The organism is Streptomyces sp. NPDC058279 (genome assembly GCF_042881255.1).
Taxonomy (GTDB): Bacteria; Actinomycetota; Actinomycetes; order Streptomycetales; family Streptomycetaceae; genus Streptomyces.
The window spans coordinates 63,726-77,640 of the sequence record NZ_JBHVYA010000008.1 but is presented as its reverse complement, the minus strand read 5'-3'; the positions used below and the strand labels follow the sequence as shown (position 1 = coordinate 77,640).

Sequence of the window (13,915 nt, the reverse complement as noted above, 5' to 3'; positions counted from 1 at the left end):
CATGCGCCCGGTGGCCGGAGCGTCAGGCGGCCGGAGCGTCAGGCGGCCGGAGCGTCAGGTGGCCGGAGTGTCAGGTGGCCGAGGAGGCGGCCGGGTCCGACTCCCGGTCCGGGCCCCGATTCCCGTCCCGGGCCGGGGCCGGGTCCAGCCGGGTCGCGACCCACGCGCCCACCAGCGCCACGACGGCCATCGGCAGGAAGACTGCCACGAAGGCGGCGGGACGCGAGGCGGTCGCCCCCTCGGCGAGGCCGTGCCCGGCCCCGACCGCTCCGCCGCCCAGCGCGGCGAACGCCGCCCCGCCGGCCGCCAGCAGCACCACGTTCGCCAGCGCGTCCGAGATCTGCAGGGCGGCGGAGTTGGCCCCGGCCTCCCGCGGTGGCGACAGCTTCATCAACAGCACGCCGGTCGGCCCGATGACCAGGCCCATGCCGAAGCAGCCGAGCCCCCAGGCGAGCGCCGGCGTCCACACCGGCACCCACGGGACGAGCACGGCCGGGGCCGTCGCGATGGCCACCGCCACCATCACCATCCCGGCCACCATCAGCCGCTGCCGGTACGGCTCCACCCGCCCCTTGGACTGCACCCACGAGCCGATCGCCCAGGTCAGCCCGCCCAGCGCCAGCGAGAACCCCGCCATGGTCGGGCTGAGCCCCCGCTGGGTGACCAGCATCAGCGGTACGAAGCTCTCCGCCGCGATGAACGCCCCCGCCGCGACCCCGCGCAGCAACACCACCGACGGCAGCCCGCGCCGCGCCCGGTACGTCCCGCGCGGGAGCAGCCCCCGTACCGCCGGCACCAGCAGGACCGCGCCCGCGACGCCCGGCAGCAGCGACAGCCACCGCAGGTCCTGGGCCGCGTACTGGAGCAGCCCCGCGCCCGCCGAGATCCCGAGCGCGAGCCGGATCCTGCGGCGGTCGAACGACTCGGGGCCGTCCGCCGCCCCCTCGGGCCCGTCCGCCGTCCGTACGGGGCCGCCCGCGGTCCTCCGGATCGCCGGCAGGGCCACGACCAGCGGCACGACGACCAGCACGGGGATGGCGAGGAACACCCAGCGCCACCCGAGCCGCTCGGTCACCGTCCCGGCGGCCAGCGGCCCCACGATGGACGGCACGACCCAACTGGCGGCGAAGGCCGCCATGATGGCGGGCCGCAGCCGCTCCTCGTAGGCGCGGCTGACGACGACGTACAGGGCGACGATCACCAGCCCGCCCCCGAACCCCTGCACCGCCCGCCCGATCAGGAACACCCACATCACGCCGGCGGTCCCCGACACCACCAGCCCGGCGGCGAAGCCCCCGATCCCGACGGCGAGCGGCCGCAGCGGGCCTTGCAGGTCGGCCCACTGACCGGCGAGCACCATGCCGAAGAGGCTGGTGGTGAAGTAGGCGGAGAAGGCGAAGGCGTAGAGCCCGATCCCGTCCAACTCGCGGGCCGCGACGGGCATCGCCGTGCCGACGGCGGTGGCCTCGAACGCGATCAGGAAGATGACGGAGACCATCCCGATGCTCAGCGTCCGGTACGGCGGCGCGAGGACCCCACCCCGCGGCGGGGGCGGAACGGACGCGTCGGCTGTCTGCGGGACACGGGGTTTCAGGACGCTCATCGCCCCAGAGTAAGGTCCGTAGCCGCGTCTCGACCCTGTCATTTCGACGGATCCCCGGATCCGCCTCCGGACCTACGCCCTGCCGGTTGTGAACGGAGCATGGCAGTCACATTGCACCCCCGCCCGCCCCCTTCCCGACCCCCGCCACCCCCCGTACGGTCGTCTCAGCACCACCACCCAGCCGTGTGCCCGAGTGGTTGAGGGACTCGCCTGCAAAGCGAGTTACGCCGGTTCGATTCCGGTCACGGCTTCCGAAGCGGCCCGCCCGGGGAATCCCATCCCCGAGCGGGCCGCGGTCATGCCCGCACCGCTACCGCGTGGGGGCGGCCTTCTCCTTCACCACCAACCGTTCCGGCAGACCCCCACCGTCCTTGCAGCCGAGCTCCTTGGCGAGGGCCCGCGCGGCGGAATGCACGATGGTGAGGTTGGCCTCGCGCAGCGCGCGGGGATCGACGTTGGCCGGCGCCTCTCTGACGCTCACGGCCGCCATGATCGGAACGGCCTTGTCGGACCCTGCGAGTCGGGCGCTCGCGCAGTCGAAGTAGAGCCGCCCACTGTCGGGTAGTACGAGGGCGTTGCGGCCCAGGTCGTACTCCCAGTAGTAGCCCTTGCCGCTCTCGCTCCGCTCACCGGTGCGCTGAAGCTCGCTCTCGATCTCGAAATGCACCGAAAGATCGTGACGGCTTTTGACGTCAACCGGAGTGGCCCTGCACACCACACCGCCGAGCGACCCGCCGTTTTTCGCGTACCCGCGCTCCAGCACACCCGCCGCCCAAGCGACGTCTCCGACGTTCTTGGGCGGCTTGAACGCCGTGGCACCGCCGGTGAGCAGCGCCAGCGCGTGCACGGCATCCTGGTTGAGCAGTCCCTCGGAACAGACATCAGCGGCGAATACCGCACTCGGCCCGCGGTCAGGCTCCTCGCCACCACTGCACCCGGTAGCCAGAGCCCCCGCCACAAGCAAGCCCGACAGCGTCCGGATCGCCGGGCGGGCGGTAGTCATTCACCTGCCTTCTTCGGTTTCACAGGATCATTGCCCATGTGCTGCTCATTGCCCCAGCCGTAGCCGTAACCGACGATGAGCGCCTGCCGAAGGTCCTCGTCGAAGGTGTCCTTTGCATCCACCGGGTGTCGCGTCAGGAAGTTTTCGACCGGCGCGGACGCCATCATCCCGCCCTGCCGGTACACGGCCGCCTTCGCGTCATGGGTCTTGCCGTCAGCGAGGTCCTTCTGCCTCTCGGCCTCGGCATGAGACCAGTCACCAACGACGTTACCGGCCACCTGCTCCAGCGCCCCGGTGCTCAAGTCGACTCCGAGTGGCACCAGAGCGACGGCCGCGGCTCCGGCGACGGCGATTTCGGGAAGAAACGCGACGCCGGCCGCGATCCCTCCGACCGCCGCGAACTCCACCCAACCACTCCTCTTCTCCAAGGCCCGTTCGTAGTCGTCGTTCCACTTGTCGGCATTCTGCTGGATCTGCTTGGCGCGAGACTCGTCCAGGACCCCCTGGAACTCGCCGCCCGTCCGTGCGATCTCTTCCAGACTGCTCTTGTTGATCTCGCCATCCGCCCCGACTTGGGCCTCCAGCATCGAGGACGAGAAGACCGACTCGGCCCGTGACATCGTGAGATAGGAGTCGGGGTACTGGCCCAGGCTGCTGAGGAACTTGCGGGCGTCGTCCTGTTCGAACTTCGCATGGCCGTCCGCGCCCGGCGCGAAGACACTGTCTGGCAGGTTGTCGCGCAGCGAGTGGTTGAGGTCGTCGATGTACCCCGCCCCCATGCGTCCGAGGCTGTCCGCGAGCGTCTCCTGCTCCTTGAGCAGTTCGGCGTCGCCTCCGTACTTGAGCACCACCTGCTGCATGATGCGCGAGCCCGCATCGCTGCGTTCGAGGTGTGCTTGGGGGTCGTCCCAGGCGTGGCCGAGGGTGGCGGCTTCGAGGGCGTGGCCCAGGGCGTCCGGCATGTACTTCTGGATCTTGGGGAGGTCGTCGGGGTTGAACCCCTCCACGTCGATGGTGGGGTCGTACTTCGCGTGGCCGAAGAAGTCGAGGTAGCTCTTGATCGGCTTCTTGTCCGCACCCGTGCCCAGGTCCGGGAGGCCCGGCTTTTCCGTACCGTCCTGGTTGTAGGCGTGCGGAGGGCGCTCCGGGTCGAAGAACTGTGAGGCCGCGTCCGGGCTGTGGCCCAGCGCCTCCAGGAAGCTGACCACCGGGTCGTAGCCGGCGCCGTTGCTGCCGGAGGGGTTGAGCAGGTTCTTGCCGTAGCCGTTGAGCTGCCGCGACTGGTTGAAGAAGTCGGGATCCTTGGCGTGGATCTGGGTCGCGTGCTCGGTGATCGGCAGCAGGAACTTGGGGTCGTAGTTCCCGTACCGCATGATGCCGCCGAGCAGTTGGTAACCGAAGGGCGGGTTCTGCTCGTACCTGCCCAGCGGAATGCGCTCCGTGCCGAGCTTGCGCAACTCCTGTGCGAAGTTCGGCGGCAGGTGCGGTTCGGACGTGGAGCGGGTGGCGGTCGCGAGGTTCAGGCCCAGGTTCTGTTGGAGCTGCTGGACGTCCTTGAGGCGCTGCGGGTCCTGCTTCGCGTAGTCGAAGGTGTCCGTGGATAACTGCCCGTAGAACTCCAGCGCCCCCTTGGGACCGAGCGCCCCGTAGAAGGCGGTGGAGAACGTCGCGTCCTTCGCGTTGTCCGCCAGCAGTTCGTTCAGCTCGGTGAGCTCGGCGTGGCTGAGGCCCCGGCCCTTGCGTGCCAGGTCGATGGCGTGTCCGGCCTGCTCGGCGACGAGGCTCGCGTACTTGGGGGCGCTGAAGTTGTGGTCCTCCGCCACGTTCGCGCCGAGGAGGCGGGACAGTGACTGGTCTGCGTCGTCGCAGGTGTCGATGATCGCGTCGATCTTCGCCTGCCAGAGCGGCTGGTTCTGGCGGACGGACTGTCGGTAGTCGGGGTCGTGCAGCGCCGCGCCGCGCTCGGCTTCGGGAAGCGGTGCCGCCGTGACCTTGCCCTTGCCGTCCACCTGGAAGCCGGCGGCGGGTGCGTCCTGGTCGGCGATCTTCCTGAGCTGCTCGCGGCAGCTCTTGAAGGTGGAGTGGCCCTGGGAAAGGGCTTGGTGGATGCCCTTGGCCTCCTTGGCGGCGTCCTCGAACTCCTTGGCCGTCTTGTCGACGAACGACCGTCCCACGCTCGCGGTGACCCCGCGCCACTCGGCCTTGTCGGCCTTGGCCTTCATGCCGTTGCGGGCCGCCTCGGCGAGTTCCTCCAGCTTGGTTGCCATCGCCGCCCAGTCGGCGATCGCGGTCGCGAGCTGGTCGACCGGGGCGTTCAGGACGTTCTCGTACGACAACACGTGTCTACGTCGCCTTCCAACGTGCGGGATGCGTTAGTTGAGGTACTCGTCGATCTTGGAGCTGGTGAACTCGGCGTAGAGCTGCTTCTCGTCCTTGTTGTGCGAGGAGAGGGAGTAGTTGAGGCCGTTGGAGATGGTGGCGCAGGCGGCGACGAGGGTCTTCACCTGGCTCTCCCACCGGTGGCCGGCTTTGAGCAGGGCCGCCCCGCTGGCGAACCCCTCCTTCGACAACGCGCCGGCGGCCGTGGCGGTGGAGGTGTCGGCGTGCTTGCCGTCGGTGGACAGCCGCCCGTGGAGTGTGAAGGCTTCGGTGCCGATGGCGCCGATGTGGTCCTGGTTGAGTTCCAGGTCCCCGCCACCGGCCCCGGCACCGGCTCCTGCGCCGCCGCTGCCGGGTTCGGTGGGGACGTGGTTGAGCCGCATGGAGACGTTGGCGGCGGCCGTGGCGCGCGCGGTGGCCCACTCTTCGTCGAAGGACATGCCGTGCTCTCCTTGGGTGGGGTGTCGGGACCCTCAGCGCCGCGAGCGCTGCTGGATGACGACCGCGGTGACGGCACCGCCGATGATCAGGCAGGCGCCGAGCCCGAGGGCGATCCAGGGCAGGGCGCTGCCGGTGTCGTCCTTGGCGGCTTGAGCCTGCGGCGCGGATTTTCCGGGCGCGGGGGAAGCCTTGCCGCCGGGCGCGGGAGCGGGCGAGGCGGCTGCCGCGAGGTCGGGCAGCGGGTACACGTCGGGCGGCCCAGGATCACCGGGCGTGGGCACCGCGATACGGGGGCGGACGACTCCGTAGCCGACGTAGTCGTTGCGCTGAACGCCGTCCGTGGGTTTTCCGGCGGTGTTCAGGAGGACCCGGAGGATCTGGTTGTTGGTCCAGTCGGGGTGGATGGACCAGAGCAGGGCGGCGGAGGCGGAGGCGAGGGCGGTGGCGTCGCTTGTGCCGTGGCTGGTGCACAGTCCTGTTTTACCTAGGCAAGCCGTAACCATGTCTGTACCAGGGGCAGATAGATCCACGAAGGCGTTGTGCTCCGACTCGCCGGTCGCAGCGCCTGTGGCGTCGACTGCCCCAACGCCCACCACGCCCGGCGTTGCGGATGGGTACTCGACCTCGTTAGTCGAATCTCCGGAATTCCCGACTGCCGCGAAGATCAACTTTCCCTTAGACAGGGCATATTTCACCGCATCCGCCCGCGCAGGATCATCCTTTTCTGCCCCCATGGAGATATTGATGATCTTTGCATCCGAGTCAGCTGCGTAGCGGATAGCCTCCGTCCACAGCGGACTCGTCGAATTGAACTCGTGCGGGACCCGGATCGGCAGAATTTTTGCACCGGGCGCAAGACCGAAGGCGCCATCACCACTCGGATGCTTACCAGTTCCAGCAATCAAGGCAGCCATTGTCGTTCCGTGATTACCAAGCGGGGTGCGCTCATCCCCGGAATCTGATGTGGCGAAGTTCTTCCCGGAAACGACCTGCCCTTCCAACTCCGGGAGGCTGCCGACTCCAGTGTCAATGATTGCGACTGTCACACCTTTACCGGTGCTGATCTTCCAGATGTCATCAGCCTTCATGGCGTTGAGATGCCACTGTTGCTCTCGAATGGTCTGCGCCTGGGCCGGGGTCGCGGCGACCCCGGCCAGCAGCAGACCCACCAGGGCTGAGGTCGCCTTCCGCATGCGCATCCCGTGCAACGTCCGTTCTGCTCAGTCGATCACTGGCGGCACAACAGGACGATCTGCCTGCCAGGTCTCTTCTTCCTCAGCCAGGTAGTCAGGGCGTTCGCCTCCACGGCCATCGCGCCGCTTACCTGGGGCGTGGGATCCCGCGCCACCTACCGGACCGGCAGACGTCCCATTACGTACCAGGCCAGAACCGCCCTGGGTGAACGGCCGACCGCCTGTCGCCGACTGACCGCCGACTCCGGGCCGGCCACCGACCACACCGCCCGGCTCCATGGCCAGTCGACGGCCCGCAGCCGAGCCAGGACCGCCATGGGAACCACCGCCCAGGCCACTCCCCGTGCCACCGCCCATCATCCCGCGTCCCGTCGGGGAACCTTCCGCACCGATGACCGTACCGCGCGGGATACCTGCACTGGGTCCACGTGGAGTCACCGGACGTCCGCCGACGATGCCGGTCTCGCGCGAGGGCAGCCCGGTGACGCCGCCGACCTTGCCAGAAGGCGTGGTGGGGCGGGGGAATGTGCCGCCACCGCCCGTCTTGACGGACCCAGCAGCTGGAGGGAGCGTCAGCGGAGGAACCACCTGAATGGGGGTGGGACCGCCGGTAATCGGACCGACCGGCCCGGTACCCGGGATACCGGAAGGAGTGGGCAACGTCCTGTCGGGCAGTGTCCCGACCGTGTTCAGGTCCACACCGACGTTGCGGTCCGGGGGGGCCGGAAGGGGCCCTGCAGTCATGGTCCCCGAACCGCCAGTTACCGGAGGATCGGACGCCGAACGACCGTCCGGTACCGAATTGGGGGCGCTTGGTGAAGGACCGACAGAGCTCTGAGCCGTGTACGCGGAGGCCGTGCCATTTGCGGGTGTATTCCCGCCGCTGGAACGTGCCCTGTCAGCGATGTCATCGCGGTCACGAGGCACAAAAGCCGCGGGCGGCGGCGGGAATGTCGGGGCCTGCGCCGCGTTCATGTTGCGTGATGAGTCGTCGTAGGACTCCGCCAGCTTTTTCAGCTGCTGAACCGCCTGCAGCCGGTCCGACTCCAGCTTCTGCGTCGCCAGCATCCCGATCTTCGCCGAGTCCGGGTCGTTGTGGAACTGGCGCGCGGCGGCCAGATTCTCCTTGGCGGACGCGTCGACGCCCGGGGTGGTCTGGGCCTCGTACATGTGCTGCGCCGCGAGCGTCATCCACTTCGAGGCGTCTTTGCTGTAGTCCGCCAGCCGCAGCGTCGCGTTGCCCGCCGAGTTGACCCAGATCTGGAAGGCTTGCGCGGCCTCGCCCTCCCAGCCCGACACCTTGTGGTTCTTGAGGTCCTCGCCGATCTCCTTGATGGCGACGGCGGCTTCCTCAAGCTGCGTCGCCCGGGCCCGGACCACATCCGGCTTGATCGAGGCGATCATCGCCATCAATTGCTCATGGCTGTAGCCGTCAAAGTTCGTCACCATCAGACGTTGCCCCTAGACGTGCTCGGCGCGGGGGCGGGAGTGCCACCCGCACCCTGCGGCTGTTGCGGCTGTTCGTGCTTCGCCGAAGGGTCTCGGGTCGGGTCGTATTCCTTGTTCGCCCGCTTGGCGATCGCCAGCATCCGCTGCCGCGTCTCCTCGTCCACGTCCGCGAACCCCTTGCCGCCCGTGAGGATCGCGATCCCGAGGCCCTCGATCTGGTCCGCCAGGCCCTTCGACAGGGCCGTGAGCTGCGTGTGTACCGTCCCGTACGACTTGAACAGCGCGTCCGCCTCCGCGAAGCCCGTCCCCAGCGTGCCCGACGGCAGCGTGCCGTCCTGCAGCTTGTCCGGGTCCGCCTGGGAGCCGCCGAGCTTCTTGAGCTGGGCGTCGACCAGCTTCTTGAAGCCGTTCAGCGTCTCGTACTCGACCTCCAGCGCCTTCGCCTGGCGCATGATCGCGTCCGCCAGGCCGTTGCCCGCGCCGACGATGCCTGCCAGCCCGCCGTTCTCCTCCGCCACGATGGCCTCCCCGACTCCCCGTCATCCCCGTTACCCCGTGAAACCGCTCGGGAGCGACGCCGCGTCGCGTGCACGCCCCCGTGCGCCCCCGCTCCGATCACTCTAGCGACCGCCACCGACACCCCCAAGCGCCGGGTTGCAGCCGCAAGCAGGGGTCGACCGCGACCCCAACCCCGGTAAGGGTGTCACGAGTTCGGCGCCGCCACCGCCGCCGATGGCCGGATCGGGAGCCTGTTCACCGGGCGCCCCGTCGCCGAGCGCACCGCCGAGGCGATGGCCGCCGGGGTCGTCACCACCGGGACCGCGCTCGCCGCCTTCGCGCCGAACGGGGCCACCACGTCGCGCTCTTCGACCAGCTTGACGATCCGCACGGCCGGGGCGTCCAGCGACGTCGGCAGGGCGTAGCCCGTCAGGTCGGGGTGTCGGATCACCCCCGCCACCGAGCGGAGGTTTTCGGTCAGCGCCGCGCCCACGCCCTGCGTGACGCCCGCTTCGATTCGGGCCTCCAGCTGGGCGGGGTTGAGGATGCGACCCACGTCCTGCGCGACGGCCAGTTCGACCACGCGCACCGAGCCGAGTTCCACGTCGACGTCCACCACCGCGCGGATCGCGCAGAACGCGAGGCCGACGAAGGCGTCGCCCTGGCCGTGTTCGTCCAGGGGTTCGGTCGGGTGGGGGCGGCACTGGGCCGTCGCCCAGAGTTCCTTGCCGGCCATCGCCTCCGCCACCGTGGTGGAGAACGCGCCGTCGTACGACGTGATCCGGCCGTCCTGGATCTGGAGGAGCTCCGTCGACATGCCGAGCTTGTGGGCCATCGGCTGGAGGAGTTGCGTACGGACCATCTTCGCGGCCCGTTCGACCGCGCCGCCGGAGACCCACGTGTGCCGGCCGTGCGCCGCGGGGCCCGCCGGCGGCTGGTCGGTGTCGACCGGGGCCGTGACGACCTCCGCCACGCCCAGGACCTCCTGGACGATCTGGCGGGCCAGCGTCGAGAAGCCCTGGCCGGTGTCGACGGCCGCGCAGATGACGGTCGCCACGCCGTCGACGACCTTCACGGTGGCGGTGGAGACCTCGTCGGTCCCCTCGGCGCCGAGCATGTGCACCATGCCCACGCCGTACCCGACCCCGCGCCGCACCGCGCCCGGCTCGCCCGCGCCCTCCGGGCCGCCCGGCAGCAGCCACTCCTCCTCGGGAGTGTCCTTGGGCAGCGGGGGAAGCGGGAAGTCACGTACGGAGCGCAGAAGTTCGGCGACCGGCGCCGGGCAGGTCACCGTCTGGCCGGTCGGCAGCAGGTCGCCCGTGGCGAGCACGTTGCGCATCCGCAGTTCCGCGCCGTCGATGCCGAGCGCGGCGGCCAGCTTGTCCATCTGGCCCTCGTACGCGGCGCACACCTGCATCGCGCCCTCGCCCCGCACGTGTCCCGACGGCGGGTTGTTGGTGCGCACCGCCCAGCCCTCGACGAAGGCGTGCGGCACCACGTACGGGCCGCACGCGAAGGCCACCGCCGCGGCGAGGGACTCCGCGGAAGCGTCGGCGTAGGCGCCCGCGTCCATCAGGATCTGGGCTTCGACCTTGACCAGCCGGCCCTCCGCGTCCGCGTGGTGGCGGTAGCGCAGCAGCGTCGGGTGGCGGTGGGCGTGGCCGAGGAAGGACTCCTCGCGGGTGGCGGCCAGCTTCACCGGGCAGCCCGTACGCAACGCCAGGAGCCCCAGCGGGAGTTGGAAGGCGGGGTCTTCGCGGTCGGCCGTCGCGCCCGGGACGCCGGTGACGACGATCCGTACCCGGTCCGGTTCCAGCCCGAAGCAGGCGGCGGCGAGGTCGCGGTCGGTGTGCGGGTCGGTGGAGGCGGTGTAGATCTCCACGCCCCCGTCGGGTCGCGGCACGGCGAGCCCGGCCTCGGCGCCGATGGGCGCGGGGTCCTGGCGGCCGATCCGGTAGAGGCCCTCGACGACGACCTCGCCGGTCGCCTCCGGGTCGCCGTAGCGCAGCGGGATGTGCCGGATCAGGTTCCCGTCGGGGTGCAGGGCGGGCGCGCCGAACGACTGCTCGGGGTCGGTGACCGCGTCCAGCAGCTCGTACTCGACCGTGATGGCGGCCGCGGCGAGGCGGGCGGTGTCGGGGTGGTCGGCGGCGACGGCGGCGATGGGCTCGCCGTGGTGGCGGACCACGTCGTGGGCGAAGACGGGCCGGTCGGCGATCCGGCGGCCGTGGGTGGTGGCGCCGGGCACGTCGGCATGGGTGACGACGGCGCGCACGCCGGGCATCGCGACGGCGGCCGCGGTGTCGATGGAGAGGATGCGGGCGTGGGCGTGCGGGGAGCGGAGCACGGCGGCCCAGAGCAGGCCCTCGGCCCACAGGTCGGCGGCGTAGGGGAAGGTGCCCTCGGTCTTGGCGCGGGCGTGCGCGGAGGGCACGGAGACCCCGATGCCGCGCAGGACTTCCGGTGCCTCTTCCCCGCTGCCGGCGCCGGTCGTCACCGTCGTCGTGATCAGGGTGGTCGTGGCCGCGTCGTGCCCGCTCACGCCATGCCTCCGTTGTGGTGGATGCCGCCCTCGCCCGGGGCTGCCTGGTGCGGGATGCGCGGCTCGCCGGCCGCCGAGCCAACCGCCGAGCCGGCCACCGAGCCGTCCGCGGTGGCGGCCTCGCGCCGGCCGACGACCTCGCGGACCGCTTCGATGACGCCCTTGTAGCCGGAGCAGCGGCAGAGGTTGCCGCAGAGCGCCTGCCGGGTCTCCAACTCGCTGGGGGCGTGGTTGCCTTCCAGCAGGTCGTGGATGGTCATGGCCATGCCGGGGACGCAGAATCCGCACTGCACCGCGCCCGACCCGCACAACGCCTGCTGGACGTCCGAGAGTTCCCCGTCCGTCGCGAGTCCTTCGACGGTCCGCACCTCACTGGACGCGGCCGTCGCGGCCGGGACCAGGCAGGACGCGACGAGGCGTCCGTCGACCTGCACGGCGCAGGCCCCGCACTCGCCCTGCGAGCAGCCGTCCTTGGCGCCGGCCAGCCCGAGGCGTTCGCGCAGCACGTAGAGGAGGGATTCGCCGATCCACGCACCGGTGACGGGCCGGTCGGCCCCGTTGACGCGCAGCACGTACGAGGCGAGCGGGTGCTCGTGATACGGGGCGGGGGCGTCGAGGAGCGTTTCGTCGTACGTCGCATCTCCGGCCGGGAAACCCGCGGTGTTGTCCGCACCCGGAAGTGCCTCGCCGCTGTCGGCGCTTCCCGCACCCGGCGCGAACGACCCGGCGGCTTCGCCGAGCGGCTCCCGCCCGGCCCCGCCGAAATCGTGCCCGGGCTCCGACCCGGGCCCCGGCGCGCTGAACCCGTGCCCGGGCTCCGGCTCCGACCCAGGCTCCGACCCGGGCCCCGGCTGCGGCTCCGAGGCGGCCTCCGCCCCGGCCGTCACCTCGGCGAAACCGTGCCCGTCCCCCGCGTCGGCCTCCACGCCCACAGGACGCGGCCGTTCCTCCTCGACCGGCATCCGGGCCGCCCCGTGGGCCGCCTCGATGTCCGGGGCGGCGTACCCGGCCGGCTCCGGCTCGGGGCCGCCCATCGACTCCGTCCCGGGGACCGCCCCCGGCGCCGACCCCGGCGGCACGGACTCCGCCGGCACCGGCTCCGGCAGCACCGGCTCCGGCAGCGGGGTACCCACGCCGGGCCCGCCCAGCACCCGGGGACCGCGCCCCGGCACGCCCGGGGCCGCGCCCGGGTGTTCCGCGCCCGGCAGCACGCCCGAGCTCATCGACGTGTCGTAGGCCGGCGTCGCCCAAGGCGCCGCCGCACCGCCCGGCAGGGTCGCGGGGGCCTGGCTCCAGTCGGCGCCCGCCGTTCCGGCCCCGAACGCCCACTGACCGGTGGCCTGCGGCTCCTCGGCCCGTCCGGCCTCCGGGAACTGCCACTCGGCCGTGGCGCCCGGGTCCGGCCGGTGTCCCGGGTCCGGCTGGTGCGCGGGTTCCTGCCCGGGGCCGGCCTCGCCGCCCTGGCCTGCGTCGGCGAACGCCGCCGCGACCGACGCCGGGAGCGGGATCGACGCCGGGATCGGCCCGCGCGCCGGCGCGCCGGTGTCGCCCGCCTCGGGCCACGGCGCCGGCATGGTCCACGTACCGGTGGCGGAGGGATCCGTACCGGCCGAGCCCAGCGGCACGATCATCGGCGGCGGCACGTACCCGTGCCCGGGCGCCGCCAGCGGTTCCCCGCCGTCGAGCGCGTCCAGCATGTCCTGCGGCAGTTTCACGAAGGCCGTGGCCTCGGAGTCGTACTCGCCGCCCTGCGGCACCGGCTCCCAGCCCCAGGCGGCACCGGTCGTTCCGCTCACGTTCTCGTTCTCACTCATGAGGTCAGCGCCCTCCCCAGGGCCCTCCGTGCCAGTACGGCCACCGTCCGCCGCAGATGCAGTACCCCGGCGGCCACCGGTTCCCCCTGGTCGGGCACGCAGGCGGCGGCGACGTACTCGCCGAACGCCTCCAGCGCCTCGGGGGCCAGACCGCGTTCGCCGTCCCAGTCGATCAGCGAGGCCACCCACTGCTCGGCCTCCAGCGGCCGCAGCGGCATCGGCGCGACCGCGCCGATCGCGCAGCGCACACCCCGGCGGGCGGGGTCCAGTACGAGCCCCACGGACGCCACCGCGCGCCCCGGGCCCGTCCGCCCCGTCGCCTTCAAGAACACCTGCGGCGCGTGCAGCAGCGGCACCCGTACGAAGCCGATCAGCTCGCCCGGCCGCAGCATCTCGCGCCCGGCCAGCAGGTGGGAGACCGGGATCTCCCGCCGGGCCACGCCCGAGTCGCCGAGCCCGCCGGGCCCGACGATGACCAGGACCGCCTCCAGCGCCGCCAGCACCGGCAGCGCGTCACCGGTCGGCGCGGCCGAGGCGATGTTGCCGCCGAGGGTGCCGGCGTTGCGGATCTGCGGCGGTCCGGCGGCCCGCGCGGCCGCCGCCAGGGCCGGGATCAGCGCGGCGAAGTCCGGTCGGCCCATCCGGGCGTGGGTGAGGCCCGCGCCGAGCAGCGCGTGGCCGTCCTGGTACTGCCAGCCGCGGATCTCGTTGATCCGGCCGAGCCCGACGAGCGCGGCGGGGCGCAGCAGTCCCGCGTTGACGGCGGCCATCAGGTCGGTGCCGCCGGCCACGGGCACGGCGGCGGGCATGGCGGTGAGTGCCGCGACCGCCTCGTCGAGCGAGGTCGGCAGCGTGACGGACTGCACCGCCTGGGGCCCGTGAGGCGCCTGAGGTGTATGCGGTGTGTGCAGTGCATGCGGTGCGTGCGTGGTCAACCCAGCTGCCCCTTCCCGATGTCCCGGTCCCGGCGCTCACGCCTGTCCGCCGTACGGT

10 protein-coding genes and 1 tRNA gene are annotated in these 13,915 nt (G+C 71.6%); 1 reads left to right on the top strand and 10 read right to left on the bottom strand.

Annotation, left to right across the window (positions count from 1 at the left end; translation table 11 throughout):
• Nucleotides 1–70: 70 nt before the first annotated feature.
• Nucleotides 71–1,603 (bottom strand): MFS transporter, encoded by a 1,533-nt coding sequence (locus ACFVXJ_RS17405; RefSeq protein WP_389662533.1) that lies wholly within the window; start codon nt 1,601–1,603, stop codon nt 71–73.
• Nucleotides 1,604–1,782: 179 nt separating this feature from the next.
• Here ACFVXJ_RS17405 and ACFVXJ_RS17400 point away from each other — a divergent pair.
• Nucleotides 1,783–1,854: transfer RNA gene (locus tag ACFVXJ_RS17400), tRNA-Cys, on the top strand.
• Nucleotides 1,855–1,913: 59 nt separating this feature from the next.
• Here the strand turns inward: ACFVXJ_RS17400 and ACFVXJ_RS17395 are convergent.
• From ACFVXJ_RS17395 to ACFVXJ_RS17355, 9 genes are all read right to left on the bottom strand, one after another.
• Nucleotides 1,914–2,606: a hypothetical protein gene (locus ACFVXJ_RS17395; protein ID WP_389662532.1), complete on the bottom strand. Its 693-nt coding sequence runs from the start codon at nt 2,604–2,606 to the stop codon at nt 1,914–1,916.
• On the bottom strand, nt 2,603–4,945 hold the full coding sequence (locus ACFVXJ_RS17390; RefSeq protein WP_389662530.1) for a hypothetical protein: 2,343 nt from the start codon (nt 4,943–4,945) through the stop codon (nt 2,603–2,605). Before ACFVXJ_RS17390 ends, ACFVXJ_RS17395 begins: the two co-directional genes overlap by 4 nt.
• Before the next feature lie 33 nt (nt 4,946–4,978).
• On the bottom strand, nt 4,979–5,425 hold the full coding sequence (locus tag ACFVXJ_RS17385; RefSeq protein WP_389662528.1) for a hypothetical protein: 447 nt from the start codon (nt 5,423–5,425) through the stop codon (nt 4,979–4,981).
• Nucleotides 5,426–5,458: 33 nt separating this feature from the next.
• Nucleotides 5,459–6,625, bottom strand: coding sequence for a type VII secretion-associated serine protease mycosin (gene mycP / locus ACFVXJ_RS17380; protein WP_389662526.1), 1,167 nt, complete (start codon nt 6,623–6,625; stop codon nt 5,459–5,461).
• Nucleotides 6,626–6,646: 21 nt separating this feature from the next.
• Nucleotides 6,647–8,068, bottom strand: a complete 1,422-nt coding sequence (locus ACFVXJ_RS17375; RefSeq protein WP_389662524.1) for a hypothetical protein — start codon at nt 8,066–8,068, stop codon at nt 6,647–6,649.
• Nucleotides 8,068–8,586 carry a DUF2563 family protein gene (locus tag ACFVXJ_RS17370; RefSeq protein WP_389662522.1) on the bottom strand — a complete coding sequence of 173 codons (519 nt, stop codon included), beginning with the start codon at nt 8,584–8,586 and terminating at the stop codon, nt 8,068–8,070. Before ACFVXJ_RS17370 ends, ACFVXJ_RS17375 begins: the two co-directional genes overlap by 1 nt.
• 185 nt (nt 8,587–8,771) lie before the next feature.
• Nucleotides 8,772–11,063, bottom strand: coding sequence for a xanthine dehydrogenase family protein molybdopterin-binding subunit (locus ACFVXJ_RS17365; RefSeq protein WP_389662850.1), 2,292 nt, complete (start codon nt 11,061–11,063; stop codon nt 8,772–8,774).
• A gap of 41 nt (nt 11,064–11,104) precedes the next feature.
• Nucleotides 11,105–12,922 carry a 2Fe-2S iron-sulfur cluster-binding protein gene (locus ACFVXJ_RS17360; protein WP_389662520.1) on the bottom strand — a complete coding sequence of 606 codons (1,818 nt, stop codon included), beginning with the start codon at nt 12,920–12,922 and terminating at the stop codon, nt 11,105–11,107.
• A complete protein-coding gene (locus ACFVXJ_RS17355) occupies nt 12,919–13,857 on the bottom strand; it encodes an FAD binding domain-containing protein (protein ID WP_389662519.1) in 939 nt (312 codons plus the stop codon). The genes ACFVXJ_RS17360 and ACFVXJ_RS17355 overlap by 4 nt, the downstream gene beginning before the upstream one ends.
• Nucleotides 13,858–13,915 lie beyond the last annotated feature (58 nt).

Coding starts and splice junctions, on each gene's coding strand:
- ACFVXJ_RS17405 (WP_389662533.1), bottom strand. CDS start 1,603: ATGAGCGTCCTGAAACCCCGTGTCCCGCAGACAGCCGACGCGTCCGTT.
- ACFVXJ_RS17395 (WP_389662532.1), bottom strand. CDS start 2,606: ATGACTACCGCCCGCCCGGCGATCCGGACGCTGTCGGGCTTGCTTGTG.
- ACFVXJ_RS17385 (WP_389662528.1), bottom strand. CDS start 5,425: ATGTCCTTCGACGAAGAGTGGGCCACCGCGCGCGCCACGGCCGCCGCC.
- mycP (WP_389662526.1), bottom strand. CDS start 6,625: ATGCGCATGCGGAAGGCGACCTCAGCCCTGGTGGGTCTGCTGCTGGCC.
- ACFVXJ_RS17375 (WP_389662524.1), bottom strand. CDS start 8,068: ATGGTGACGAACTTTGACGGCTACAGCCATGAGCAATTGATGGCGATG.
- ACFVXJ_RS17360 (WP_389662520.1), bottom strand. CDS start 12,922: ATGAGTGAGAACGAGAACGTGAGCGGAACGACCGGTGCCGCCTGGGGC.